The sequence below is a fragment of the Myxococcus sp. AM009 genome, from assembly GCF_013372605.1.
Lineage (GTDB): Bacteria > Myxococcota > Myxococcia > Myxococcales > Myxococcaceae > Myxococcus > Myxococcus vastator.
In genome coordinates this window covers 25,743-52,741 of record NZ_JABXEP010000043.1, presented here as the reverse complement: position 1 = coordinate 52,741, position 26,999 = coordinate 25,743, and the positions used below count along the sequence as shown (strand labels likewise).

Genomic DNA, 26,999 nt, shown 5'->3' with positions numbered 1-26,999 from the left:
CCCCTCCCCGAGCTGCCCGCCGCCCCGGACCTGTCCAGCGTGGAGGCCGTCACCGACTTCCTGCGCACCGTGGGCGGCGCGCTGCTGGGAGCCGCGGGCGCGCTGCGCCGGGCGAGCCCCGAGGACCCGCTCGCCTACCGCCTCAACCGCATGGGCCTGTGGCTGCACCTGACCCAGCCGCCCGCCGCGGATGGCAATGGCCGCACCCTGATTCACCCGCTGCCGGACCTGCTGCGCACCAAGCTGGAGACCCTGGAGCAGAACCAGCGCTGGGGTGAGTTGCTGGACGAGTCCGAGTCCGCCCTGGCCCGCCACCGCTTCGCCCTGACGCTCCACCGGTACAGCGCCACCGCCATGGAGGGCCTGGGCGCCGCGTACGCCGGGGCTCGCACCGCGCTGGTGCAGGAGCTGGCCATCCAGCTCCGCAGGATGACCGGCGTGGAGACGCTCCTCTCCACCCTGGGCACCCCGCTCACGGACGACGCCACCCAGGCCTGGCTGCGCGGCCACGTCCTCCGCGCGAGCGCGCCCACGCCCGCCCCTTCCCCCGCGGCGTCGGTGTCCACGGCCCTGGCCCTGGGGCCCCTGACGCTGGGCCCGACTGTCCATGCCGACAGCGCGGCGTTGGAAGCCGAAGCCCGCACGTTGGTGGAGGAGGGCCGCGTTCACGAAGCCGTCATCCGGCTGCAGGCCGCCGTCACCGCCGCCAGCACCGGACGCGCCCGCTTCATCTCCCGCCTGGAGCTGGCGCGGCTGTGTGCCAATGCGGGCCAGTTGCCGCTCGCGCGCGCCGTCTATGATGCGCTGGACGAAGAGGTCTCCGCCCACGCGCTCGACACCTGGGAGCCGGCGCTCGCCGCCGCGTGTCTGGAGGGGTGGCTGCAAACCCGAACCGACGTGGAAAAGGCGTCTGGACCTGTGGCAGTGAAATTTCGAAACCGGTATCGTCGTCTAGCGTTGCTGGACTCTTCCGCCACGCTGCGCGTCGGCGCGTGAAGGACACCCGTCGTACCGCGGCGAAGCGCTCCCTCATGCGACGCCCGCGTCTTCTACGCAGTTTTCAAGGAGAAAGCCGCAGATGAGCAAAGAGAGTTCCGTCGCCCCTACCGAGCGCGTCAATATCGTCTACAAGCCCGCCACCGGCAACGCGCAGGAGCAGGTGGAGCTGCCGCTGAAGGTGCTGATGCTGGGGGACTTCACGGGCCAGGAAGACGCCCGCCCGCTGGAGCAGCGCGCGCCCATCAACGTGGACAAGGCCAACTTCAACGAAGTCATGGCCCAGCAGAACCTCAAGGTCACGCTGACCGCCGCCGACAAGCTCTCAGCCGACCCGGGCGCCACGATGAACGTGTCGCTCCAGTTCAAGAACCTGAATGACTTCTCGCCCGAGAGCGTCGTCAACCAGGTGCCGGAGCTGAAGAAGCTGCTGGAGCTGCGCAGCGCGCTCAACGCCCTCAAGGGTCCCCTGGGCAACCTGCCGGCGTTCCGCAAGAAGCTCCAGGCCATGCTCGCCGACGAAGACGGACGCAAGGCACTCATCAAGGAACTGGGTCTGACCGAAGAGACCAAGTAGCCCTTTCAGGGGGAACCGAATCACCATGGCCAACGAGACCCAGACCCAGAACTCCACGGGCGTCGCCACTGACGCCTCGCTGTCCCTGCTCGACGAAATCCTGTCCGAGGCCAAGCTCAAGCCGAAGGACGAGGGTTACGACGTCGCCAAGCGCGGCGTGCAGGCCTTCATCACCGAGATGCTGGCGCCCAACCGCTCCGAGGAGCGCGTGGACAAGGCGCTCGTCGACGCGATGATCGCTGAAATCGACAAGCGCCTGTCCTCCCAGGTCAACGAAATCCTCCACGCGACGGAGTTCCAGAAGCTGGAGTCCTCGTGGCGCTCGTTGAAGTTCATGGTGGACCGCACCGACTTCCGCGAGAACACCCGCGTGGAGATGCTCAACGCCTCCAAGGAAGACCTGCAGAAGGACTTCGAGGACGCGCCCGAGGTCACCAAGAGCGGCCTGTACAAGCTGGTGTACTCCAACGAGTACGGCGTCTTCGGCGGCAAGCCCTACGGCATCATCTCCGCCAACTACGACTTCAACGTGGGCCCGCAGGACATGGAGCTGCTTCGCAAGTGCGCCTCCGTGGCCGCCATGGCGCACGCGCCCTTCATCGGCAACGCCGCGCCGGAGGTGTTCGGCGAGGAGAGCTTCCTCAAGCTGCCTGACTTGAAGGACCTCAAGTCGCTCTTCGAGGGGCCGCAGTACGCCCGGTGGCACTCGTTCCGCGAGAGCGAGGACGCGCGCTACGTGGGCCTGGCGCTGCCGCGCTTCCTGCTGCGCCTGCCCTACGGTGAGAAGACGGTGCCGGTGAAGGCCTTCAACTTCACCGAGGACGTCGTGGGCCACCACGAGCGCTACCTGTGGGGTCACGCCTCCGTGGCGCTGACCAGCCGCGTGGCGGACTCGTTCGCCAAGTTCCGCTGGAGCCCGAACATCATCGGCCCCCAGTCCGGCGGCGCGGTGGAGAACCTGCCGCTGCACCAGTACGAGGCCATGGGGGAAATCCAGACCAAGATTCCCACCGAGGTCATGCTCACCGAGCGGCGCGAGTTCGAGCTCTCCGAGGAGGGCTTCATCGGCCTCGTCTTCCGCAAGGACTCCGACAACGCGGCCTTCTTCAGCGCCAACTCCACGCAGAAGCCCCGGTTCTTCGGCAACACCCCGGAGGGCAAGGCGGCGGAGACCAACTACCGCCTGGGCACGCAGCTTCCCTACATGTTCATCATGACCCGCCTGGCGCACTACATCAAAGTGCTCCAGCGCGAGCAGATTGGAAGCTGGAAGGAGAAGTCGGACCTGGAGCGCGAGCTCAATCACTGGCTCAGCCAGTACATCTCCGACATGGACGACCCGGCGCCCGCCGTGCGCTCGCGCCGCCCCCTGCGCGCCGCGCGCGTGGTGGTGGAGGACGTGGACGGTCAGCCGGGCTGGTACCGTTGCGGCCTGCAGGTTCGCCCCCACTTCAAGTACATGGGTGCGTCGTTCACCTTGTCCCTCGTGGGCAAGTTGGACAAGGAGTAGAGCCCGTTTCACCCAGCGTCGGTCATTTCAGCTAGTTTAGGGGCTCCAACAAGCCCAGGCTCAAGGTGAGCCTGGGTCCACCAGCGCGCGGACGCGCGCAAAGCGACGAGGTTGAAGTCATGGCTGAATCAGTACACCTGTACCTGAAGGCGAACGGCAGCGACATCAAGGGCGACAGCACGCAGACCAGCCTGGGCCGCGCGGACTCCATCGAGTGCGTCGCGTACAGCCAGAAGGTCTTCACCGCTCGCGAGGCCGGCTCCGGTCTGGCGACGGGCCGCCGCCAGTACGAGGGCATCGAAATCACCAAGCGCATCGACAAGGCGTCGCCGCTGCTGATGAAGGCCCTCTGCGAGAACCAGGTCATCGACGCGACCTTCAAGTTCTTCCGTCCGAACCCGACGGGCGACGGCACCACCGAGCAGTTCTACACGGTGTCCGTCAAGAAGGCCCGCATCAACGCCATCCAGCAGACGGTGCCGAACTCCTTCGTGCCGGCGAGCACCAACCTGCCCCCGATGGAGACCCTCCAGCTGGTGTTCCACACCATCAACTGGACCATCACCCAGGGCGGCGTCACGCACGAGGACACCTGGGACACCCAGCGTTGATGTTCCGTCCCTCCACCGGCCGTCCGTGCAGTGGGCTACGCGGGCGGCCGGGGGTTGGGGTACTCGCGCTGTTGAAGGAATTCCATGGGCTCACGAGGCTTGTTGTCGCGCATCGCTGAAGGCAACGGCACGCTCGCCCCGCCTGGTGACGTCGTTGAATCCATCGCCGAGCACCTGCGCAACCTCCTCAACACGCGCAAGGGAGAGTCCGTGGCCTCACCGGGCTACGGCATCCTGGACCTGAACGACATCGTCCATTCCTACCCGTCGGCGATACCGCGGATGACGCAGTCCATCCGGCAGGCCATCCAGGACTTCGAACCGCGCCTGAAGAGCGTGGTGGTGCACTACTCCGCGGACCCGGTGGACCCGACGGCGCTGCGCTTCGACATCACCGCCCAGTTGGCCACGCAAAATCGGCGAGGCATGGTGCGGTTCCATACCCAGGTGCACCCGGGCGGGCGCGTGGACCTGTGGTGAGCCGGGTGAATCCAGGGGCGCGTGGCGGAGGGCGAGGATGTTCAGCAAGTATTACCTGAGCGAGCTGTCGTACCTGCGGGAGATGGGACGGGCCTTCGGGCTGGCCAACCCCTCTGTCGCGGGCCTGCTGGTGGAGCGCGGCGCGGACCCGGACGTGGAGCGGCTGCTGGAGGGCTTCGCGTTCCTCGCGGCCCGCATCCGCGAGCGCGTGGACGACGACGTGCCGGAGCTGGTGCACGGGCTCACCGAGCTGCTGCTGCCGCACTACCTGCGCCCGCTGCCGGCCTCCACCATCGTCGAGTTCACCCCGCACCTGCGCGCGCTGCGCGGCCGCTCGCGGCTGGCCGCCGGGGCGGAGGTGGCGTCCCAGCCGATTGACGGCACCAGCTGCGTCTTCCGCACCACCACGGACGTGGACCTGCTGCCGGTGCAGCTCACCGACGCGCTCCTGGACCGCTCGTCCATCACCGCGCCGGTCCTGCGGCTCTATTTCCAGACGACGGAGCAGGGCCGCGCGGAGGTGTTCCGCGAGCAGGGCCTGCGCCTGTTCATCCACGCCGACCTGTCCGCCGCGTCGGTGGTGCTGCTGTGGCTCTTGCGCTACTGCCGCCAGGTGCGCGTGCGCGGCGCGTCTGGCCAGGGAGATGGCCTCAAGCTGCCGGTGAACGCCATCCAACCGGTGGGCTTCCACCGGGACTTCAAGCTGCTGCCCTGGCCCCGCGCCAGCGAGGGCTACCGGCACCTCCAGGAGTACCTGACGCTGCCGGAGAAGTTCCTGTTCTTCGAGGTGCGCGGGCTGGACGCCGCCGCCGGGATGAAGGAGGACCGCTTCGAGCTCGCCTTCCACCTGGAGCGGCCGCCGCCCCTGGATGCGCGCATCCACCGGGAGATGTTCCGGCTGCATTGCGCCCCCGCGGTGAACCTCTTCAGCGTGCCGGCGGACCCCATCCTCCACCGCACGCTGGACCGGGAGCACCTGCTGCGCGCGTCCGACCTGCCCCCCAACCACGCCGAGGTGTACTCGGTGGACACGGTGACGGGCCTGAAGGCCGGGCGCAACGAGCGGCGCGTCTACCGGCCCTTCCACGAGTTCACCCACACCGCGGGCGGGGACGCCGAGCAGTCCTTCTACCGGCTGCGCCGGGCGCCTTCGCCGCTGGACGAAGGCATCGACACGTACATCACCCTGGAGACGCCGCGGAACGTCGCGCCGGAGGTCACCGCCGAGGAAGCGCTGTCCATGGACCTGACGTGCACCAACCGCTCGCTGCCCTCGCGGCTGCAGGTGGGTGACTTGACGGCCTCCACGTCCGCCAGTCCCACGCAGGCGAAGTTCCGGAACATCTCCCCGGTGAGCCGGCCCGCGCGCGCGCCGCTGGGCAGCGAGCTGCACTGGCGGCTGCTGTCGCACCTGGCCGTCAACCAGCACTCGCTGGCGGACGCGGCCGCGCTGCGGCGGCTGATGGACCTGTACAACTTCCATTCGCTCACCGACAACCTGGCGGCGCGCGCCAGCCGCCTGCGCATCAACGCCATCCGCGCGGTGGAGACGAAGCCGGTGACGCGCTTCCTGGAGGGCGCGCCCCTGCGCGGCCACCGCACGCGGGTGGACCTGGACGAAGAGAACTTCATGGGCGTGGGAGACTCGTTCCTCTTCGGCTGTGTGCTGGAGGAGCTGCTCGCCTCCCACGTCACCATCAACTCCTTCAACGAGCTGAGCATCCGGCTTCACCCCTCGCAGACGGAGTTCGCGTGGCTTCCGAGGAACGGCTCCCAGACGCTTTTGTAGAGACGGCCCAGAAGCTGGCCGAGCTGGCGCCCCGGGTGGGCTTCTTCCCCCTGGTGGCGTTCCTGGAGCGGCTGACGTCAGAGGCCACCCGCGTGGGCGGCGCGGGGCCCGTCAACGAGGAGATGATTCGCTTCCGGCACGACCCGTCCCTGGGGTTCCCCTCGGGCGACGTGGCGTCCGTGACGCTGCACCAGGTGCCGGTGCGGGCGGAGGACCCGTATTCGAAGCGTCCGCTCTTCGAGGTGGTGACGCGCTTCCTGGGCCTGACGGGCGCGGTGAGCCCCCTGCCCCACTACCTGGCCGAGGAAGTCGCGCAGGAGGACCCGGACCACCCGGTGCGGCGGGAGTTCCTGGACCTCTTCCACCACCGGCTGCTGTCGCTGCTGTACCGCATCGAGTCGAAGTACCGCGTCACCAGCGAGACGGACACGTCCTTCTCGGACCAGTGGTCCCGGCGCCTGCTGGCGCTGGGCGGGTTCGACACCTACGAGAAGCCCCTGGAGGGCACGCTGCCGACGTGGCGCCTGCTGCGCATCGCCCCGCTGCTGGCCAGCCGGGCGAGGACGTCCGAGCAGCTGGAGGTCGCGCTCGAGGACGTGCTGGGCGACGACCTGGAGGGCGCGCGGGTGGCGGTGCGCCAGTTCGTGGGCCGCTGGGTGGACATCGACGCGCGGGCGCGGCTGGGCCACTCCAACCACCAGCTGGGGCGCAACATGCTGCTGGGCGGCAAGGCCTTCGACCGGACGGGGAAGATTCAAATCCACATCCGGCCGCTGCCCCCGCGCGCCTACAAGCGGCTGATGCAGGAAGGGGACCTGCTACCGCTGGTGCGCGAGGTGGTGTCCCTCTTCGTGAGGGACCCCCTGGAGTACGATTTGGAGCTGGGGCTCACCGAAGGGGTGCAGCACCAGTTCCGGCTCTCCAGCCGGGAGCCGAGCCAGCTCGGGCGGGACACCTGGCTGGGCCTGAGTCAGCAGACGCAGATGAGTGTCCCCGTGGTGAAATGAGTCGTTAGAGCAGGCGGGCGCGAGGCGCGGGGATTTACGTCGCCAGGGGGCGCCCGATATACCGTCCACCACCGCTGTCATTCTTGGGGGCTCCCATTCGCGTCGATCCGAAAGCGCTTGTCCGTCGCCTGACGCCCACGTCTACCCGTCTGCTCGAGGCCGCCGTGGCCCGGGCCAGCGCGGGACGGTTCTATGAAATCGTCCCGGAGCACATGCTGGTGCAGATGTTGGAGCCGGAGGATTCCGACGTCGCGCGCATCCTCCAGCAGTTCGGCGTGGACCGCCGGCACCTGCTGGCCAGCATGGAGCGCGCCCTCCAGGGCCTGCGCGCGGGCAGCTCCGGCCGGCCCGTCTTCTCCGAGACGCTGTTCCAGTGGTTCGAGGAAGCGTGGCTCCTGGCCTCCGTGGAGCAGGGCGCCACGCGGCTGCGCTCGGGCCTGCTGTTCGCCCAGTTCGTCAGCCGGCGCGCGCGCTACACCGCGGAGCTGTTCCCCGAGCTGGACGCCATCAGCCGCGATGAGCTGATGAGCTCGCTGGACGTGGTGCTGCGGCCCTCGCCCGAGAATGTCGAGGTCGCCTCCGCGGATGCCGCGGCCAGTGGCGCCGCGGGTGGCGCGGCCGGCGGCGCGGGTGGCCGTGGAGATGAGGCCCTCAAGCGCTTCGCCACGTCCTTCACGGGCCGGGTGCGCGAGGGGAAGATTGACCCCATCTTCGGCCGGCACCGCGAAATCCGGCAGATGGTGGACATCCTCTCCCGCCGCCGGAAGAACAACCCCATCCTGGTGGGCGAGCCCGGCGTGGGCAAGACGGCGCTGGTGGAGGGCCTGGCCTGGGCCATTGTCCGGGGCGAGGTGCCCGACGCGCTGAAGAGCGTGGAGCTGCTGGGGCTGGACCTGGGCCTGCTCCAGGCGGGCGCGGGCGTGCGCGGCGAGTTCGAGAACCGCCTCAAGGCCGTCATCTCCGAGGTGAAGGCCTCCCCCACCCCCATCATCCTGTTCATCGACGAGGCGCACACCATCATCGGCGCGGGCGGCTCGCAGGGCGGCACGGACGCGTCCAACCTGCTCAAGCCGGCGCTGGCGCGCGGAGAGCTGCGCACGCTCGCGGCCACCACCTGGGCCGAGTACAAGAAGTACTTCGAGAAGGACGCCGCGCTGGAGCGGCGCTTCCAGCCGGTGAAGGTGGAGGAGCCCAGCGAGGAGGACGCGGAGCTGATGCTGCGCGGCCTGCGCCCCACGTACGAAGCGGCCCACGGCGTCATCATCCGCGACGAGGCCGTCACCGCCGCGGTGCGCCTGTCCAGCCGGTACATCTCCGGCCGGCAGCTCCCGGACAAGGCGGTGGACCTGCTGGACACGTCCGCGGCCCGCGTGAAGATTGAGCTGTCCACCCGGCCCGAGGAGCTGGTGCAGCTGGACCAGGAGATCGCCGCGTTGGAGCGCGAGCGCGACACGCGCAAGCGCGACCTCGCCGAGGGCACGGGCGGCCCGGACGAGCAGACGTCCCTGGAGGCCGCCGAGGCGAAGCTGAGCGCCACGGTGGATGCCCGCGCCGCGCTGCACGCGCGCTGGGAGACCGAGCGCACGGCCGTCGCGGCGCTGATGGAGGCCCGCAAGGCCCTGCGCGAGGCCGCGCCGGACACGGACTCGGCGCCCCTGAAGGCGGCGGTGGACGAAGCGGCGGCGAAGCTTTCGGCCACGCGCGGCGAGGTGCCGCTGGTGCACGCGGACGTGGACGCGGACATCGTCGCGCGGGTGGTGGCGGGCTGGACGGGCGTGCCCGTGGGGAAGATGCGCAGCGACCTGCTGGAGTCGGTGCTCAACCTGGAGGACAAGCTCCGGGGCCGGGTGCGGGGCCAGGAGGCGGCGCTGACGAAGGTGGCGGAGATCATCCGCATCTCCCAGGCCGGCATCCGCAACCCGGACACGCCCATTGGCGTCATGCTCTTCGTGGGCCCCAGCGGCGTGGGCAAGACGGAGACGGCGCTGGCGCTGGCCGAAGCGCTCTACGGCGGCGAGCGCTTCATGACGACGCTCAACATGAGCGAGTTCCAGGAGAAGCACACGGTGAGCCGGCTCATCGGCTCGCCGCCGGGCTACGTGGGCTACGGCGAGGGCGGCCTGCTGACGGAAGCCGTGCGTCAGCGCCCCTACTCCGTCGTGCTGCTGGACGAGTGCGAGAAGGCCGACCTGGAGGTGATGAACCTCTTCTACCAGGTGTTCGACAAGGGCTCGCTGACGGACGGCGAGGGCCGCGCGGTGGACTTCAAGAACACCGTGCTCATCCTCACCAGCAACCTGGCCTCGGACCTGGTGATGCGGATGTTCGAGGACGGCGCGCAGCCCACCTCCGAGGAAGTCCTGTCGGTGATTCGCCCCGCGCTCAGCCAGCACTTCAAGCCGGCGCTGCTGGCGCGAATGACGGTCGTCCCCTTCGGCCCGGTGCAGCGCGACGTGATGCGCCAGATCGCCGAGATGAAGCTGGCCAAGCTGGTGAGCCGGCTGCGCACGGCGCACAACGTGGAGACGACGCTGGCGCCGGAGCTGCTGGACGAGCTGGCGCGCCGCTGCACGGAGTCGGAGATGGGGGCGCGCAACATGGAGCAGATTCTCCAGGGCTCGCTGATGCCGGCGCTGTCCCGCGAGCTGCTGCAGCACCTGGTGAGCGGCGCGGTGCCCCCGAAGCTGCATGTGGCCCTGACCGAAGGAGGCGACTGGGACCTCCGGTTCGCCGAGGCCTGAGAGAACCCATGAAACGAACGCTTCAGGCCTCCGCCGTCGCGCTGTCCCTGCTGGCCGGCTGCGCCACCGTCCCCAAGCCGTCGCTGTGCTTCGCCGAGGCGGGCCCCAACGCGCGCTCCTTCCCCACGCCGGACACCTGGTTCGCGCTGCTGCTCCACGGCTACGACAAGGACACGGGCGCCAACCCGCGCCCCAGCGTGGACTGCGCCGGTGCCCCGGTGTGGTGGCAGGACCCGGCCGCGGACGAGTGCGTGGAGGCCGGTCCGGACTCGCAGGCCCTGCCCCCCGCGGAGAAGCTCTCCGAGGAAGACCTCGTCCTGGAGACGCTCCAGGCGGGCCAGCGGCTGGTCTGGGTGCAGACGCGGCGCTTCACCAACGGCGAGGCCGTGGGCCCGGTGGCGCTGGTGGAGACCACCGAGCAGGGCTTCCGGGTGGAGGCCCTGGGCGCGCTGCGCGCCATGGCGAAGCACACCAGGCTGCGCCTGGAGCAGGTGAAGGGCACGCAAATCCTCGTCGCGGAAGGTGACGCGTGCACCTCCGGAGACGAGGAGGTCTGCCGCCGGCACGCGCGCATCATGCCGCTGCGCACCAACCGCTTCTTCAGCGAGTCCGTCTCCAGCGCGAGCCGCGCCTGCCTAGGCGCCGCGTGGTTCCCCCTGTCCCGGGAGATGACCTTCGAGCTGCCCAACGGCCTGCGCCGCAAGTTCGAGCTGACGTCCACCCTCACCTTCGCGGAGGACGGCATCAGCGTGCAGGAGCAGGTGCAGGTGAGCGACTCCGACCCGGCCCAGCCGGACGTGGCCCCGCGCCTCTACCGCCGCGCGCAGGACACGCGGGCCCTGGAGCTGGCGAACAATGCGTTGGTAGGCAACAAGGCGTCACTGTGGTCGCGCATGGTGGAGCAGCAGGTGCGCATTGGTGCTCGCGCGGTGCCAGAGGCCCCCATCTGGGCCATGCCCGCGAAGAAGGCCCCCGCGGACGCCGCGAGCCCGGAGGCGGCCAGCCCACCCGCCAAGGCGGCTGCCAAGAAGCCCGCGGGCGACACCGCGAAGTCCAGCGGCCCCTGAGTCCAGGGCCGCATGGCCCCGCCACCGGCCCCCGTGAGTCTTCGGTTTTCCGAAGCACTCATGGGGGCTTTTCCTATTTGCGCCAAAAGCGTCACGACGACAGAGATAGAGGCGTGGGCCCATGGTGGGCCCCGGAAGGAGCGTCCTGGATGCGAGTTGAAATCCGAGCCCGGAACATCCCCCTCACGGAGACCCTTCGAACCTACGCCGAGCGACGCGTGCGCTTCGCCCTGGACCGGCTGTCCGACAGGGTGAAGGAAGTCGTCGTGCGACTGGAGGATGCCAACGGCCCCAAGGGCGGCGTGGACCAGGTGTGCCGCGTGGCGCTCCGGCTGGAGCACGGGCGGGAGCTGGCCATCGAGTCCTCGGATACGAACCTGCTGGCGGCCATCGACCGCACGCTGGAGCGCGCCAGCAACGCCGTCACGCGGGCGGTGGGCCGCGCGCAGCGCCAGGACGGCGCCCGGCTGCGTGACGCGGCCTGGCAGCCCGACGAGGCCGCCACGCTGACCTGATGTGACGCGGGCACGGCCGCCCTTCCCGGGCGGCCGTGGCCTGTCCCGAAGCGAAAGGATGCAGATGCAGGGCGGCACGGGCGTACTGGAGCGGCTGAAATCCACCTGGGCCCGTGCCCGGGAGCGGCGCTGGGTGCGCTGGGGCGTGGACCTGGCCATGTTCGCCCTCCTCTTCGCGGCGGTGGCCGCGTGGCAGGCGCGGAACCTCCCCGGAGCGGGGACGCCCGCGCCCGCCTTCACCCTCCAGACGCTGGCGGGAGACACCGTGCGGTTGGACGCGCTGCGCGGCAAGCCGGTGGTGCTGGCCTTCTGGGCCCCCTGGTGCGGCGTCTGCGGAATGGAGTCCTCCAATCTCTCGCGGCTGCGCAAGCTCGCGGGGGACTCCGCGCACGTGGTGTCCGTCGCCGTGGCCTACGAAGACGAGGAGGCCGTGCGGCGCTTCGCCCGGGAGCACGCGGTGGACTACCCGGTGCTCCTCGGGGACGACGCCATTCAAGCCGCCTTTCGCGTGAACACCTTCCCCACCGTGTTCTTCCTCTCCGCGGAGGGGCGCGTGGAGCGCGCGGCGGTGGGCTACACCACCCTGGCCGGGCTGTCCTGGCGGCTGGTGCTGTAGCCCTGGCTCACGCCGCGCCTAGAGGCGGATGAGTTCCACGTCATCCATGTGGATGAAGTTGGCGGAGTTGCCCGCCGTGGCGCGGGTGTGGAAGCCCAGCTCCAGGTAGCCTCCCGTGACGGAGATGGGCGGCGTCTCCACCATCGTCCAGCCGCCATACGTTCCCAGGTGGGTGAACACGGGCGCGCACCCGCCACACGTCTTCGCCTGGAGGCGCGACAAGTCGAACGCGCCGCTCTTCCGCACCCACGCGCGGACCTTGTACGTGCCCGACGCGAGCCCCGACACCGACTGGTACGTCCAGACCTCGAAGGGCGTGCCGTTCGTCCAGTGCGTCAGGTGGTAGGCGCCGGTGCGGCCCCCGTTGTACGTCTCACTGAAGTCCGCGGCCTCGGTGCCGTTGGGGCTCCAGGTGGCCCAGCCCGTCATGCCGTTCTCGAAGCTGGCGTTGGTGACGGACGCGGGCGGCGGCGTGCTCCCCGCCTGGTACCAGCGCACCCACTCCACCTCCATCGTCTTCGTCTGGCCCCAGGGCAGGCCAATCGCGTCCGGATGCGGGTGGCCGTACCAGTTTCCGCCCAGGGCGAGGTTGAGGAGGATGTAGTGGTTCTGCTGGAAGGCGGGCTCGTTGTGGTTGAAGACGTTCCCCTGAAGCTGGCCGTCCAGGCGGAAGATCATCTGGTTCGCCGTCCACTCCACTTCATACGTGTGGAAGCCGTCCGCGACGCTGTAGCCGCGGTTGGCGCCCGTGCCCCAGCTCTGCTGCCCGCCATTGGCGAACCAGTGCGCGGCGGACTTCATCCACGAGGCCTCGTTGGAGTGCCATTCGAGGATGTCGATTTCGCCGCTCCGGGGCCACCCGACGTTGGAGATGTTCGCCCCCAGCGTCCAGAACGCGGGCCACATGCCATAGCCGGACGGCACCTTGATGCTCGCCACCAGCTTGCCGTAGCGGCGCTCCACCTTGCCCTTCGAGTGGATGCGGCCCGAGTAGTACGAACGCGGCCCGTAGCCCGCGCAGCGCGAATCCATGGGCGCGTCCGCCGTCCGCTGCGCGGTGAGGATGAGCTTGCCGCCAGCGACGGTGACGTTCTGCGCGCGGGGGTACTCCAGCTCCCCCGTGCCGAAGTTGCAGTTGTTGGTGACGGGGTCGAAGTTGCTCGTCAGCACCGTCCAGTGGGCGGCGTTGAGGCTGCTCCCCGTGAAGTCGTCCTGCCACGCCAGGCGCCAGCCCGCCCCTGGGTCATAGGCCCGCTCGCCCTGCGCCTGCGTCACCAGGGGAACGGCTTCCACGTCGGACAGCTCCGACTCCGGGGAACAGCCGCCAACCAACGCCAGGCTGCTCGCGGCCCACAACATCGAACGCAATGCGTGTCGTTTGTGCATGTCTCACTCCAGGGGGGTTCCCCCTGGGACATAGCCGTCCTCCTCCGCGACGCAAACGGCTTTAGCCGAAATAGTAGATTTTCAGGACTTTTCACCTAAATGGAATAGTCCCCCACGAAGACGGTGGCGGACCGGACGTCGGCGCGCACGGAGTCCCCCTCCACCACGCCCAGCGCGTCGAACTCCGAGCGCGGCACCTCCACCGTGACTTCGTCGCCGCTGGGCAGGCGGAGGAACACCTTCACGTAGCCGCCCACCGGCTTGAGTCGCTCGACGCGGCCGGTGGCGGTGGACGCGCTCGCCGCGCCCGCGAGCGCCTTCGCCAGCTTGATGTCATGGGGGCGGACAAACGCCTGCACCGCTTCACCCTCGCGCGCGGCGGCGGGAGCGGCCACGGACAGCGCGCCCATGGCGGCCCTGCCCGCCTGGACATGGCCATGCAGCACGCTGGCGCCTCCGATGAACGAGGCGACGAAGGGAGACGCGGGCCTGTCATAGATGTCAGCGGGCGAGCCCGCCTGGGCCACGCGGCCCTCGCTCAGAACAACAACGTGCTGGGAAATCTCCAGGGCCTCCTGCTGGTCGTGCGTCACCAGCAGCGTGGTCAGCCGCGTGCGCTCATGCAGGGCATGGAGCCACTCCCGAAGCTCCTCGCGCACCCGCGTGTCCAGCGCGCCGAAGGGCTCGTCCAGCAGCAGCACGCGGGGGCGGATGGCCAGCGCGCGCGCGAAGGCCACGCGCTGCCGCTGACCACCGGAGAGCTGGCCGGGATGGCGGCCGCCCAGGTGCTCCAGTTGCACCATGCGGAGCATCTCCTCCACACGGGCGTCGCGCTCCGCCTTGGGGACGCGCCGGACCTCCAGGCCAAAGGCCACGTTCTGCCGGACGGTGAGGTGCTTGAAGAGCGCGTAGCTCTGGAAGACGACCCCCACGCCGCGCTGCTGCACGGGCATCCGCGTGCAGTCCACGCCGTCGATGAGGACACGGCCCTCGTCGGGAATCTCCAGCCCGGCGACGAGCCGCAGCAGCGTGGACTTGCCCGCGCCGGAAGGTCCCAGCAGCGAGGTGATGGCCCCCTCGGGGGCCTGGAAGGACACCCTGGACACGGCGGGACTGCCACCCTGATGGAACCGGCGGGCGAGCTGCTCGACGACGATGCTCATGACGGCTGACTCCTCCACTCCACGAACTTCTTCACCACCAACGTCACGAGCGCGAGCAGCGTCAGCAGCGACGCCACGGCGAACGCGCCGGCCAGGTCGTACTCGTTGTAGAGAATCTCCGCGTGCAGCGGCAGCGTCGTCGTCACGCCGCGCACGTGGCCGGACACCACGGACACGGCGCCGAACTCGCCCATTGCTCGCGCGTTGCAGAGGATGACGCCGTACAAGACGCCCCACTTCACCTTCGGCAGCGTGACGCACAGAAACGTCCGCCAGCCGCTCGCGCCCAGCGTCAGCGCCGCCTCTTCCTCGTCGCTGCCCTGGGCCTCCATTACCGGCAGCAGCTCGCGCGCGACGTAGGGGAAGGTGACGAACACCGTGGCCAGGACGATGCCGGGCACGGCGAAGATGACGCGCACGTCATGCTCCAACAGCCACGGCCCCAGCCAGCCCTGTCGGCCGAAGAGCAGCACGAAGATGAGCCCCGCGATGACGGGTGACACGCTGAAGGGCAGGTCGATGAGCGTCATCAACAACGAGCGTCCCCGGAACTGGAACCGCGCGATGAGCCACGACGCGGCCAGTCCGAAGACGAGGTTGAAGGGCACGGCGATGGCCGCGGCCAGCAGCGTCAGCCGCATGGCCGCCAGCGCCGTCGGGTGCGTCAGGGCGGAGACGTAGGCCTCCCAGCCCTTCTGGAAGGCGAAGGTGAAGACGGCCACCAGCGGGATGATGAGGAAGACGCCCAGCAGCAGCACCGCCGCGCCAATGAGCCCCCAACGGACGAACGCCGGGACGCTCAGGCTGCGCGCGCCCCGGCGCAGGACAAGGGTGGACGGAGGCATGGCGCTCACGCTCCCGGCCGGGCTTCCAGCCGGCGCTGGCTCCAGCGATGGAGCAGGTTGACGGCCAGCAGCAGGGAGAACGACGCCCCCAACATAACGATGGCGATGGCCGTCGCCCCCGCGTAGTCGTACTGCTCCAGCCGGGTGATGATGAGCAGCGGGACAATCTCCGTGCGCATCGGCATGTTGCCGGAGATGAAGACGACGGAGCCGTACTCCCCCAGCGCGCGGGCGAAGGCCAGCGTGAAGCCGCTGAGCAGCGCGGGGAAGAGCGCGGGAAAGAGGACGCGCCGGAAAACCTCCCACGGAGAGGCGCCCAGCGTTGCCGCGGCCTCCTCCACGTCCACGTCGATGTCCTCCAGCACGGGCTGCACGGTGCGCACCACGAAGGGCAACCCGATGAACGTCAGCGCGATGGCCACGCCCACGGACGTGTAGGCCACCTTGAGGCCCAGCGCTTCGAGGTACTGGCCGTACCACCCCTTCGCGGAGAACAGCGTCGTGAGCGTGAGCCCGGCCACGGCGGTGGGCAGCGCGAAGGGCAGGTCCACCAGGGACTCCAGCACGTCGCGGCCGGGGAAGCGGTAGCGCACCAGCACCCAGGCCACCAGCAGGCCGAAGACGGCGTTGGCGAGCGCGGCGGCCAGCGAGGCCCCGAAGCTGAGCCGGTACGCGGCGAGCGCGCGCGGCGTCGTCACGGTGCCCCAGAACTCCTCCCAGCTCAGGGAGAAGGTCCGCAGGAAGAGGCTGGAGAGCGGGATGAGGACGATGAGGCCCAGGTAGAACCAACTGAAGCCCAGTGACAGACGGAACCCCGGGAGCACCCGGTGGCGAGTTGGACGGGACATGGCGAGGTGTCCTCAGTCCGCGCGGGGCGCGTAGATGCGGTCGAAGAGGCCGCCGTCGGCGAAGTGCGTGGCCTGCGCCCGCCGCCAGTCCCCCGCGACCTCCGCCAGCGTGAGGCGCTTCAGGCCAGGGAAGTCAGACGCATGCTTCGCGGCCACGGCCTCCGAGCGCGGCCGGAAGTGATGCCGCGCGGCGATCTCCTGGCCGTCTTCCGAAGAGAGGAACGCCAGGTACGCCTCCGCCACCGCCCGGGTGCCCCTGCGGTCCACGTTGTGGTCCACCAGGGCGACGGGCGGCTCGGCGAGGATGCTCACCGAGGGCATGACGACCTCGAACCGCGCCTTCCCCAGCTCACGCGTGAGGAGGAAGGCCTCGTTCTCCCACGCGAGGAGCACATCCCCCAGGCCCCGCTCGGCGAAGGTGGTGGTGGCGCCCCTCGCGCCCGAGTCGAGCACCGGCACGTTGCGGAACAGCTTCTCCACATACGCCTGGGCCCGAGCCTCGCTGCCGCCCTGGCGTCTCAGCGCCTGTCCCCACGCGGCCAGGTAGTTCCACCGCGCGCCGCCCGACGTCTTCGGGTTCGGCGTGATGACGGTGACGTCCTCGCGCACCAGGTCGTCCCAGTCACGGATGGCCTTGGGATTGCCCTGGCGCACCACGAAGACGATGGTGGACGTGTACGGCGCGCTGTCGTGCGGAAGCCGTGCCTGCCAGTCCGCCGGAATCAGCCGCGCCTTCTCGTGCAGCATGTCCACGTCGTACGCGAGCGCCAGCGTCACCACGTCCGCCCTCAGTCCTTCGATGACGGACCGGGCCTGCTTGCCGGAGCCCCCATGTGACTGCTGGATGGACACCTGCTGGCCACGCGTGGCCGCCCAGTGCTTCGCGAAGGCGGCGTTGAGGTCCTCGTAGAGCTCCCGCGTGGGGTCATAGGAGACATTGAGCAGCGTCACCGTCCCGTCGGATGGCGCGTCACCAGCGGAGCGCGAACAGCCCGCCACCGACAGCAGCAGGGCCAACGGCATCCAGTTCCTGGCGCGCAGCAGCGCGTGACGTTCCATGCGGGACCTCGGGGTGAAGCAAGGGGCCACGCGAGAAAGTCAAAAGCCCACTCCCTCGCGGGCAGTGGGCTTTCCGAAACAACTCAGCCAGGGCACTCAGGCCACTGGCGGACGGACGCCCACCGCGGATGCCGGACAGCAGCAACACGTCTGGTGGGTCGAGCGCGTCATCAGTCTCCACACGATGCCCTGGTGCCCGCGGCGCTGTCAACGCGACCGGCCGAAATCTCCAGGGACTCCAATAAATACTAGAATACCAGGAACTCCCCTCTCCTTCCCCCAGGAGCCACATGCCCCCTCGAACTCGTCCCGCGCTCGCGCTGCTCGCGGCGCCGCTGCTGACACTCCCTTTGCTGTCCGCCACCGAGGCCACGGCGGCGGAGCGGCCGTCGCTGGTGAACACGCGCATCACCCACGTCTACGGCGCCAATGGCCATGCCTCCACCGTGGACGGGCGCATCTTCATTGGCAACGTGCGGGAGGACCACGCTAATGAACAGACGACCTGGCAGGCGCGGGTGTTCCGCCCCGAAGCGCTCACCTATGACAGCGAGGGCAAGCCCCAGTTCGCGAACACCTTCTCCCCGGGGCGCAGCACCTTCGTCCGCAATGGAGAGAACGCGCTGACCTTCTGCTTCTCCAACCCGGCGGCGCCGTACACGTTGTCCGGCGGTGTGGCCGTGTACACGCCGTTCGTCTTCGATTCGCGGATGTACAACGGGGCCAACGTCTTCCGGCGTCGGCCCATCGACGTGCGCGTCTCGCAGCCCTTCACGGCGCAGGCGGACATCGCGTCGTTCACCACCGGCAACCTGGAGCCGCTCACCACCGTCAGCGGCGCGAGCATCCGAGGCATCGAGCCGTCGATGACGTCCGACGGCCGGCTCTTCATCTACCAGGGCGGCCCGCAGAACAACGGCACCATCGACTACCTCATGTATTCGTACAACCCGACGCCGTGCGCGGCCTCGGGTTGGAGCGACCCGCGCCCGCTGTCGATGATGTTCAACGACCCGAACCCGGGCCTCAAGCGCTACCCCCTGGCGTGGCAGCCGCTGAAGGCCGCCACCGGTGAGGCCTTCGGCACCACCACCACCGCGAGCACGCTCATCCGCGGCGCCTACGCGTGGGTGGACCACGAGGGCCGCAACGTCCTCTTCACGGCGGTGCGCTACACGGACGGCGCGCGACGCGAAGCCGTCAGCCTGATGGGCGCGGACACGCACTTCACCGCGTACCACATCGACGGCGCCATCAACACGGACCGCAGCGACCTGGCGCACCTCTTCTACTCCAGCCCCATGTGGAACCTGGAGCAGGAGCGCCACCCGGCGCAGAACTTCCCCGCGGGCTCCAGCAACGAGGACCACTACCTGCCCGCCACCAAGACGCATGACGTCCTTCCTCTCTTCGGCAGCAACACCCAGGACTACAACGAGGTCGACGTCGGCGACTTGAGCAGCCCCTTCCAGGTGCTGTTCCTGCCCATGAATGAGCTGGTCAACCGGGGTGGCGAATACGACCTGACGAGGACGCCGGACCTGTCGGGCCACTTCTTCACGGGCACCCTCACCGGCACCGCGAGCATCTCCCCCGACAACGCGACGACCCAGCCGCCCTCCGGTTCGCTCTGGGAGCCCCACGGCAAGGGCAAGGCGCTGGTGCTCCCGGGTGGCGGCGCGCTGACGGTGAACCTCATGGACACGAGCGGCACCATCCCCGGCGTGGGCGGCCTCGCGCGCGGCTTCTCGGTGCAGTTCGCCGTGCGCCCCGACGCGGCCATCAACCAGGGCTGCACCGGCAACCCCTACCGCTACCTCCTGCAGAAGCCCGGCGGGCTGGACGTCATCTACGAGTCCGACCACACCGTCCAGACCTCGTTCGTCATCAACGGCCAGCGCGTGCGCCTGGGCCGCAGCCCCGCGCTCCCTCGCGGCGTCTGGACGCACCTGGCCTATACGTGGGACGGCGTCACGGGCACCTTCCACGAATACATCAACGGCGTGTCCACCGGACGCGCGCTCCCCGTCGCCGCGGGCACCCTGCGCCTGGGCACCGGCACGCTGTCCGTGGGCGCGGGCGTCGCGCTGGACACGCAGACCTGCCCCGCCAACGGCGAGGGCTCCTTCCGAGGCGCCATCGACGAGGTCCGGCTGTTCAGCAACGCGCGCTCGAACCGGACCGTCTGCATGTCCTCGCACGGCGCCGACTGCAAGGAGGCCGCCATCCAGGGAGACCCCACGGAGGGCCAGTTCGGCATGAGCCAGCAGCACCCGGACTGCGACAGCCAGAGCGCCCTGGGCTCCACGGCGTGCACCGTGTCCATGCACCGCGTCTGCGCCCAGCGTGGGGCCAGCCACGCGCTCGACAACAGCCGGAACATCCTGGAGACGATTCAGCAGCTCGTCGGCAACCGTCCGCCCATCTCCCTCATGGGCGTCCCCGCCAGCGCGGATGCCACCACGGTGAACGTGGCGTGCGGCCCCATCCAGCACCAGGCCCTGGCCGTCACCTTCGAGGAGCTCGCGCGCAAGCACGACGGCTGCGCGGATGACCGGGCCGCGCAGTCCACGGCGTGCAGCGCGGCCTCCAGGCGCTGGTGCGGGGACCGGGGCTGGACGTCGGGCCAGTTCTTCGAGCTCACCACGCGGCCCTGGGTGGCCTGCTTCAACTCGGGCCTCATCCAGAACGTCCCCCGCGCGCAGTTGGGGCCCGCGTCCACGTCCGGCAACCTGACCTCCGCCGCGGCCCGGCTGGAGTTCAGCGCTTGGTGCCAGCAGCGCGGCTATGGCGCGGGCATCGTCCAGGAGCTGCCTTCGAGCACGACGGCGGAGGTGCACTGCTTCCACCCCGCCGCGACGGTGCCCTGGCGCTTCAACCCCTGACAACTCCGACGGACTGTCAGGCCGGACCCGCGTCGTGAGCGGGTCCGGTCAGCTCCCGAGGGCTCACGCCGTCACGCACGGCACCGTTTTCACCCGGGCCCTCACCCATGAACTTCCGTTTTCAATGCTGGTTGCAGCGGCACGTCAGCGGCCGGGTGACGCTCACGCCGCTGGCGCTGCGCCATCTCGCGGTGCACGCGGACTCGCTGGACGCCGCCACCGAGGAGCTGACGCTCGCGCTGGACGACCAGCTCTCCCGCGTCCACCCGCGGCGCGTGCCGGAGTTCATCGCCCCCACCGGGGGGACGCTCGAAACGGTGGAGCTGCCCGCGCTTCCCGTCTGGGGCGCCGAGGAGAATCACTTCGCGCCGCTGACGCTGTCCGCCGTGGTGGCCCCCACGCTCAATGCCTTCCTGGGCCTCCACGCGCCACGCCTCGACAGCCACCACTGGTTCCAGGGCGAGGCGCTTCCCTCCGAGGCCCAGGAGCTGCTGGCAGACCGCCTGGAGGGAATGTCCGACGCGGAGCGCCTCGCCCTGCGCCCGGATGGCACGGAGTCCCTGCTGGAAATCGAAGTGAGGGCCAGCCCCGTGGCCCTGTCGGACCTCACGCCTCGCGAGCTGCACCGGGACCTCCGTCCACCACCACGCCCACCGGACGCGCCCGCCGCCCCGGAGGACGACGAGAGAGAGGACGACGAGGACGAAGACGCGGAGGCGCTGGACCTGGACAGCTGGGAGCCACGCCGCCGCGCCGCGCATCGGGCCCCGGGTGAGCCGCCCGCGAAGCCGCCGCCCACGCCCACCCTGGACAGCGTCGGCGTGGCCTGGCACCGGCTGGCGCAGGAAGGGCAGCTCGACGCGGCCTACGAGCAGGAGGCGCTGGTCACCCTGCTCCGGAACCGGCTCGCGGCCAAGGACGCCGAACCGGTGGTCCTGGTGGGACCTTCGGGCGTGGGCAAGACGTCGGTGCTCCACGCGCTCGCCCAGTCGCTGCGCGCCCCCACCGCCACCGACGCCGAGCGCGCCCGCCCGTTCTACTTCCTCGACGGGAGCCGGCTCATCGCGGGCGAGGGCTTCTTCGGAGACTGGCAGCAGCAGGTGCTGCGCGCCTTCCGTGAGGCCACCGAGGCCCGGGCCCTGCTGTCCCTGGGCCATGCCGCCGAGCTCCTCGACGCGGGCAAGAGCGCCCACAGCGACCAGAACGTGGCCCAGTTGCTGCTCCCGCTCCTGGCGGCGCGGGATGTCACCGTCGTGGCGGAGGCCACGGAGGAGACCTGGGCGCAGGTGGAGCGGCGCAACACCAGCTTCGCCCGGCTCTTCTCGGTGGTGCGCGTCGCGGAGCCCACGGCCGACGCGCTTGGCCGCATCGTCGCCAAGGTGGCGGAGGACGACGCGGCGGCCACCGCGATGCAGGTGCACCCCGACGCGCTCGACGAGGCGCGCTTCCTGTGCCGCCGCTTCCTGCCCTACGGCGCCCAGGTGGGCAACACCGTGGCCTTCGTCCGCCGGCTGCTGGCGTCGTGTGCCCAGGCCTCGCGCACCGCCGTCACCCGGCTGGAGGCCATTCGCCAGTTCGCCTCGGAGTCCGGCATCCCCGAGCACCTGCTCCGGGACGACCAGCCGCTGGAGTCCGCCCACGTGCGCGACTTCCTGGCCTCGCGGGTGATGGGCCAGGACGCCGCCGTGGAGCGCGCGGCCTCGGTGGTGTCCGTCCTCAAGGCCGGCATGTCCGACGTGAGGCGCCCGATGGGAGTGCTGCTCTTCGTGGGCCCCACGGGCGTGGGCAAGACGGAGCTGTCCAAGGCGCTGGCGGAGCTGCTCTTCGGTGCGAAGGAGCGCATGGTCCGCCTGGATATGGGTGAGTACGCCGGTCCGGACGCCCTGCTGCGGTTGATGGGGGACGGAGAGACGCCGGGCTACCTCACCTCGGAGGTGCGCCGGCAGCCCTTCTGCGTCGTGCTGCTGGACGAGGTGGAGAAGGCCCACCCCGCCGTTCACGATGCGCTGCTGGGCGTCCTGGGCGAAGGCCGCCTCACCGATGCCTCCGGGCGCTTCACGGACTTCCGCAACGCCCTCATCATCCTCACCAGCAACCTGGGCGCGGACACCCTGCGCGCTCGCGTGGGCTTCGATGCGTCGGGTGGTGCCCCGGACCTGGCCTCCCTGCGCGCGCACTACCTCTCCGAGGTGCAGCGCTTCTTCCGGCCGGAGCTGTTCAACCGCCTGGACGACGTGGTCGTCTTCTCGCCGCTGTCCGCCCCGCTGCTGCGCCGGCTGGTGGTCCGCGAGCTCGAGGCCGTGTGCCGCCGTCCAGGCCTCTCGCTCCATGATGCCCTGCTGGAGGTCACCCCCGCCGCGCAGGACTGGCTGGCCCTGCGAGGCTTCGACGCGCGGTATGGCGCCCGTCCCTTGAAGCGCGCGCTGGAGCGCGAGCTGGTGGTCCCCGTGGCGGACTGGCTCGCGGCGCATCCCCGCTTGGGGCCGGCGAGCCTCACGGTGGACGCGGGAGCCACGGGGCTCGAAGTGCGCGCCGAGTCCCTGGGCGACGCCGCCGAGGGCGGAGGCCGGGAGGCCATCGAGCGCATCCTCGAGGAAGCAGCCACCGTGCGCGCGGAGGTCCAGCGTTGGAGCCGCTGCGCGCCCATGAACTCCCTGCGCCGCGTCCTGGCCGTCTTCGACAAGGTCTCCCGGCACACCGCGTACTGGGAGGAGCGGGCCCTGGCCGAAGAGAACTCGCGCAAGTCGTCGGAGGCGCGAGCGCTGGAACAGGCGCTTCGGGAGTGCGCCCAGCAGGCGGAGGCCATCGAGGACCTGCTCTTCGAGGCCCACCTGTCCAGGACCGTGGAGCAGGTGGAGTCCCTGAGCCGCGAGGTGCACCAGGTGAAGGCGGCGTTCTCGCGCCTCCGGCAACGCATCTATTCCTCCCTCTTTCCCCCGTCACATGGCGCGACCCTCATCCTGGTGCCAGGACGCGGCGCGTGGAAGCAGGCGCGCATGCTCGCCGCGGCCTATGAGCGGTGGACCCAGAAGGCGTCCCTGGCGAAGTGGCGAGGCCTGCTCACCGTCCCCGAACGCAAGCCCGGCGAAAAGGCCTCGCGCGCCCCTCCGCCGCCCCAATGGCGGAAGGTCGACGATGATGACTTCGACAAGCGCGTCGTGCAGCCGGTCGCCTATGCGCTTCAAGTCAAGGGCGGCCCCCACGCCCTGCTGCTCGCGGGCGAGCACGGTCTGCATCGCTTCATCGAAGGCAGTCAGATTTCGATGGTGCATGCGTTCTTCGAGCCGCGGGCCCTCTCGCTGTTCGACCTCTCCTCCCACGAGCAGTTGCAGAAGCGACTGCCGAAGAACGAGGTCCGTCAGGTGCGCCTGTCGGGCATCGGCTCCGGCCAGGGGTCGCTGTCGGACCTGCGCACCGGGGTGCAGCAGCGCTTCGGTCCGGAGGGGTTTGAGTTGGAGCCCCTGCTGGAGCCCTGGATGCAATGGCACGTCTTCAACAGCCGGGACGAGGACTGACGACATGGACCTGAAGCTTCCCTTCGTGGTGGCCCCGCTCGGCGGCCGGCTCGTCGAGGCCTGGGTGCCCGCCTTCTTCCCGGCGCTGCACAAGGTGGGGCCCAGCCTCTCCATGCTGCGAGACGAGCTCGCGCTCGGCGTCATGGAGCGCTTCGAGCGCGAGTCGCCCTCCCAGGTGGCGCGGTACCAGCTCCCGCCCCACTTCGCCCTGAAGCACGTCACCGTCGATGCGGAAGGCAGGGACCGGGAGAAGAACCGGCGCGTCGTCCTCCAGGGCACCATGTCCGTGCTGCTGGAGAAGTGGCCCCGTGACACCTTCTGGGTCGTCACCCCCACCCGGCTCCCCGCCGCGCGCTTCGCGCTGAACCAGCCCGCGGACCTGCCCCAGGCGCTCGCGCGGCGGCTGGTGGCGTGGTGCCTGGAGCACAACCTGGACGCCCTGGACGCGCACTGGGCCCAGGGCCGGGAGCAGCTGGAGCTCCTGGAGGTGGATGCCTATGCGCCCTCCGTGCTCCCCCGCACGCCGCCGCGACCGGCCCAGCCCGCGCGACGACGCCGGACGAAGCACCCGGCGAAGGAAGACACCGCACCCGAGACGCCCGAGCAGCGGGAGCAACGCCGCAACCGACGCCGCCTCACCTTGGTGGAGCTCCGGGCCGTGGCGCGCAACCTGAGCCACGGCGCTCGGGACGGCACGCTGGAGCGCTGCTTCGGCCGGGAGGCCCTGGTGCGCGAGCTCGTGGAGGCGCTCGAAGGCCGCGAGGGCTCCGCGCTGGTGCTGGTCGGGCCACCTGGCGCGGGCAAGACGGCCCTGATTCACGAAGTGGTGAGCCGGCTCACCGCCCGGCAGGACGCCGCGGGCGTGCGCCGCGACGTGTGGCGCGTGGACGGCAACCAGTTCATCGCCGGCATGATGTACGTGGGCCAGTGGGAGGCCCGCGCGCGGGGCGTGGTGAAGGAGCTGACGGAGGTCGGCGACCTGCTCTACGTGGACGACCTGGCCTCGCTCGTCTACGCGGGGCGCACGCGCAATGAGCGCACCAACGTCGCGCAGTTCCTGGAGCCCCACATGGCCCGGGGCGAGCTCACGGTGCTCGCCGAGTCCACGCCCGAGCGCTTCGAGCGCGTGCGGGAAGAAGCTCCGACGCTCGCCTCGCTCTTCCGCGTCATCCACGTCCCCGCGCTGGATGCGCGCGCCACGCTGCCCGCGCTTCTTGGCACCGTGCGCGAACTGGAGGCGGACAGCACGGACAGCGCGGTCCGGCTCTCGCCGCTGGCGCTGGAGACCTTGCTCTCCTTGCAGGAGCGCTTCGTGTCGCACGAGGCGTTCCCGGGCAAGGCCGTCCGCCTGCTCCGACGGGTCATGGCCCGACAAGGCGTCAGCGCCCTGGGCACCCGACGCTTCTCGTCGGGGGACGTCATCGACGCGATGCGGGAGCAGACGGGCCTCCCGGACTTCATCCTGGGCAGCGCCCAGCCGAAGAAGCGCGAGGCGCTGACGTGGGAGCTGCAGCGGCAGGTGGCGGGCCAGCCCGAGGCCGTGGACGCCGTGGTGGACGCCATCCTCACGTTGCAGTCCGCGCTCCAGCCGTCCGACAAGCCCCTGGCCACCTACCTCTTCGTGGGCCCCACGGGCGTGGGCAAGACGGAGACGGCGAAGGCGCTCGCGCGGACGCTCTTCGGCGGGGAGCAGCGGCTCATCCGCTTCGACATGTCGGAGTTCGTCACGTCCTCCAGCATCACCCGGCTGCTCGGGCGGCCCGGCGCGCCCGACGGCGAGCTGACCACCGCGCTGCGCACCCAGCCCTTCTGCGTGGTGCTGTTCGACGAGGTGGAGAAGGCCCATCCCCGCGTGTTCGACGCCCTCCTCCAGTTCCTCGGAGAGGGGCGGCTGACGGACGGCGCGGGACGCACGGTGGATGCCCGGCAGTCCGTCGTCGTGCTCACGAGCAACCTCGGCGTGCGCGAGGCCGCCACCCACACCGGCTTCCACCGCACCGCGGACAGCGCGGAGGCGCACTACCTCTCCGCCGTGCGCGCCTGGTTCCGCCCGGAGTTCTTCAACCGGCTGGACCGGGTGGTGCCCTTCCGTCCACTCACGCCCGCCGCGCTGCGCGTGGTGGTGGACCACGCGCTCGAAGCCCTGCTGTCGCGTCATGGCATCCGGCAGGGCAACGTGCTGGTGGAGGTCGAGCCGCGCCTGCTGGACCTGCTGGTGGAGGAGGCCTACGACCCGCGCTACGGCGCCCGCCCCCTCAAGCGCGCCCTGGAGAAGCGCCTCACGTTGCCCCTGGCCCACCACCTGGTGCGACGGAGCGCGGACGACCTGGCGCGCGTGGAGCTGCTGCGAGATGGCGACGACCTGCGCGTGTCGGTGGAGCTGCTGGTCAACGCACCCGCGTGGACACCCGAGCGGCCGGCCGCTGCTTGGACACTGGCGGAGGTCTCCCGCCTGCTCGAGGAGACCGGCTCGCGGCTGGAGGCGTTGATGGCGGAGGAGGTGCCCGAGGCAGGGGATTTGGAGGAGCGGCTGCACCGGCTGGCACTCGAGGCCACGGACATCCGCGACTACGAGCTGGTCCCGCGCGAATTCCAGGACGCGCAGTCGCCTGAGTCCACCGTGAAGCAGCGCCTGACTTCGCACTCGAATCACGTGGGCCACCTGGGCCTGCGGCAGCGCCCTGCCTACGAGGAGCGCCCGCTGCACGTCTCGAACGAAGAACAGCTCCGCCGCGCACAGCCCCGGGTGCTGGCCCTTCGCGATGAGACGGCCTGGGTTGAACATCAGCTCACACACCTGGCCCGGGGGGCGGACGTCGTGACGGTGTTGGTGGAGGGGCTCGGCGACGCGCCGCCCTCCGCGGTGTGGACCGTGGCGCACTCCCTCCCCTGTGCCCTTGGGGAGACGGCGATGTACCTGGAAGCCGTCCATGCCGACGGGCGCTCCGAGTGGTTCCGCCATGGAGACGAGCGGTCCGAGGACCTGGCGCTGCGGCGTGTCGCCGTGCGGATGTCGGCCATCGGCCTGCGCGAGGTGCTGGCGCCCCTTCGAGGTTATGCGCTGGTGGACCTCGTCCACGGAGATGGGCCGCGCCAGGTCCTGGTCCGCGTGGAGCACCTGTCCGAAGACGTGGGGCGGCTGGAGGACGTGCCGCGCGTGATGGCGACATGGGATGAGGCCGTCGTCCGCGAACGCGAAGCCCGCGGGAGCAGCGCCGCGTCAGTGGCCGCGGCCAGCCACGTCATCCTGCGTGGCCGCGAGGGTGTCACGACCGGACGGCCCCACGACTCGACCGAGCTCACGCACGTCGCGAGCGGACGCCGCCCCGGAGAGGCGCTCGCCTGGGCCGCGAGGGTGCTCCGGAAACCTGGCCAGGGACACGACTGAC

19 protein-coding genes are annotated in these 26,999 nt (G+C 70.2%); 14 read left to right on the top strand and 5 right to left on the bottom strand.

Annotated features, from left to right (window positions below):
• The 11 genes from tssA to HV824_RS13375 form a co-directional block, all read left to right on the top strand.
• Positions 1 to 996: type VI secretion system protein TssA (tssA, locus tag HV824_RS13425; RefSeq protein WP_176423443.1), on the top strand; the 996-nt coding region annotated here is incomplete at its 5' end.
• Between the two features lie 82 nt (positions 997 to 1,078).
• Complete coding sequence (gene tssB / locus HV824_RS13420; protein WP_176416565.1) at positions 1,079 to 1,573, top strand: type VI secretion system contractile sheath small subunit; 495 nt, start codon at positions 1,079 to 1,081, stop codon at positions 1,571 to 1,573.
• A gap of 25 nt (positions 1,574 to 1,598) precedes the next feature.
• Positions 1,599 to 3,083, top strand: coding sequence for a type VI secretion system contractile sheath large subunit (gene tssC, locus HV824_RS13415; protein WP_176416564.1), 1,485 nt, complete (start codon positions 1,599 to 1,601; stop codon positions 3,081 to 3,083).
• A gap of 119 nt (positions 3,084 to 3,202) precedes the next feature.
• The gene (tssD, locus tag HV824_RS13410) at positions 3,203 to 3,694 is read left to right on the top strand and encodes a type VI secretion system tube protein TssD (protein ID WP_163777205.1); all 492 of its coding nucleotides are present in this window, start codon (positions 3,203 to 3,205) and stop codon (positions 3,692 to 3,694) included.
• Between the two features lie 84 nt (positions 3,695 to 3,778).
• Positions 3,779 to 4,174: a type VI secretion system baseplate subunit TssE gene (gene tssE / locus HV824_RS13405; protein ID WP_176416563.1), complete on the top strand. Its 396-nt coding sequence runs from the start codon at positions 3,779 to 3,781 to the stop codon at positions 4,172 to 4,174.
• A 37-nt stretch (positions 4,175 to 4,211) separates the two neighbouring features.
• Positions 4,212 to 5,963, top strand: a complete 1,752-nt coding sequence (gene tssF, locus HV824_RS13400) for a type VI secretion system baseplate subunit TssF (protein WP_176423442.1) — start codon at positions 4,212 to 4,214, stop codon at positions 5,961 to 5,963.
• The gene (gene tssG / locus HV824_RS13395; RefSeq protein WP_176416561.1) at positions 5,927 to 6,970 is read left to right on the top strand and encodes a type VI secretion system baseplate subunit TssG; all 1,044 of its coding nucleotides are present in this window, start codon (positions 5,927 to 5,929) and stop codon (positions 6,968 to 6,970) included. The genes tssF and tssG overlap by 37 nt, the downstream gene beginning before the upstream one ends.
• Before the next feature lie 83 nt (positions 6,971 to 7,053).
• Positions 7,054 to 9,711 carry a type VI secretion system ATPase TssH gene (gene tssH / locus HV824_RS13390; protein WP_176408930.1) on the top strand — a complete coding sequence of 886 codons (2,658 nt, stop codon included), beginning with the start codon at positions 7,054 to 7,056 and terminating at the stop codon, positions 9,709 to 9,711.
• Positions 9,712 to 9,719: 8 nt separating this feature from the next.
• A complete protein-coding gene (locus tag HV824_RS13385; RefSeq protein WP_176423441.1) occupies positions 9,720 to 10,778 on the top strand; it encodes a hypothetical protein in 1,059 nt (352 codons plus the stop codon).
• Positions 10,779 to 10,927: 149 nt separating this feature from the next.
• On the top strand, positions 10,928 to 11,293 hold the full coding sequence (locus tag HV824_RS13380; protein ID WP_176408932.1) for an HPF/RaiA family ribosome-associated protein: 366 nt from the start codon (positions 10,928 to 10,930) through the stop codon (positions 11,291 to 11,293).
• 58 nt (positions 11,294 to 11,351) lie between these two features.
• Positions 11,352 to 11,909, top strand: coding sequence for a peroxiredoxin (locus HV824_RS13375; protein WP_176423440.1), 558 nt, complete (start codon positions 11,352 to 11,354; stop codon positions 11,907 to 11,909).
• A gap of 18 nt (positions 11,910 to 11,927) precedes the next feature.
• On the opposite strand, the gene HV824_RS13370 is transcribed toward HV824_RS13375, so the two are convergent.
• The 5 genes from HV824_RS13370 to HV824_RS13350 form a co-directional block, all read right to left on the bottom strand.
• Positions 11,928 to 13,295 carry a family 16 glycosylhydrolase gene (locus HV824_RS13370; protein WP_176423439.1) on the bottom strand — a complete coding sequence of 456 codons (1,368 nt, stop codon included), beginning with the start codon at positions 13,293 to 13,295 and terminating at the stop codon, positions 11,928 to 11,930.
• Positions 13,296 to 13,390: 95 nt separating this feature from the next.
• Entirely contained in the window at positions 13,391 to 14,458 is a 1,068-nt protein-coding gene (locus HV824_RS13365) for a sulfate/molybdate ABC transporter ATP-binding protein (RefSeq protein ID WP_176423438.1), read from the bottom strand.
• The gene (gene cysW / locus HV824_RS13360; protein WP_176423437.1) at positions 14,455 to 15,303 is read right to left on the bottom strand and encodes a sulfate ABC transporter permease subunit CysW; all 849 of its coding nucleotides are present in this window, start codon (positions 15,301 to 15,303) and stop codon (positions 14,455 to 14,457) included. The genes HV824_RS13365 and cysW overlap by 4 nt, the downstream gene beginning before the upstream one ends.
• Positions 15,304 to 15,308: 5 nt before the next feature.
• Positions 15,309 to 16,151, bottom strand: a complete 843-nt coding sequence (gene cysT / locus HV824_RS13355) for a sulfate ABC transporter permease subunit CysT (RefSeq protein WP_176423436.1) — start codon at positions 16,149 to 16,151, stop codon at positions 15,309 to 15,311.
• Positions 16,152 to 16,163: 12 nt separating this feature from the next.
• Positions 16,164 to 17,174 (bottom strand): sulfate ABC transporter substrate-binding protein, encoded by a 1,011-nt coding sequence (locus HV824_RS13350; protein ID WP_176423445.1) that lies wholly within the window; start codon positions 17,172 to 17,174, stop codon positions 16,164 to 16,166.
• A gap of 326 nt (positions 17,175 to 17,500) precedes the next feature.
• On the opposite strand from HV824_RS13350, the gene HV824_RS13345 reads away from it, so the two are divergent.
• The 3 genes from HV824_RS13345 (at position 17,501) to HV824_RS13335 (ending at position 26,998) form a co-directional block, all read left to right on the top strand.
• Complete coding sequence (locus tag HV824_RS13345) at positions 17,501 to 20,095, top strand: LamG-like jellyroll fold domain-containing protein (protein ID WP_176423435.1); 2,595 nt, start codon at positions 17,501 to 17,503, stop codon at positions 20,093 to 20,095.
• 107 nt (positions 20,096 to 20,202) lie between these two features.
• On the top strand, positions 20,203 to 23,610 hold the full coding sequence (locus HV824_RS13340; RefSeq protein ID WP_176423434.1) for an AAA family ATPase: 3,408 nt from the start codon (positions 20,203 to 20,205) through the stop codon (positions 23,608 to 23,610).
• A 4-nt stretch (positions 23,611 to 23,614) separates the two neighbouring features.
• Entirely contained in the window at positions 23,615 to 26,998 is a 3,384-nt protein-coding gene (locus HV824_RS13335) for an AAA family ATPase (protein WP_176423433.1), read from the top strand.
• The last annotated feature ends 1 nt before the right edge of the window (position 26,999 follow it).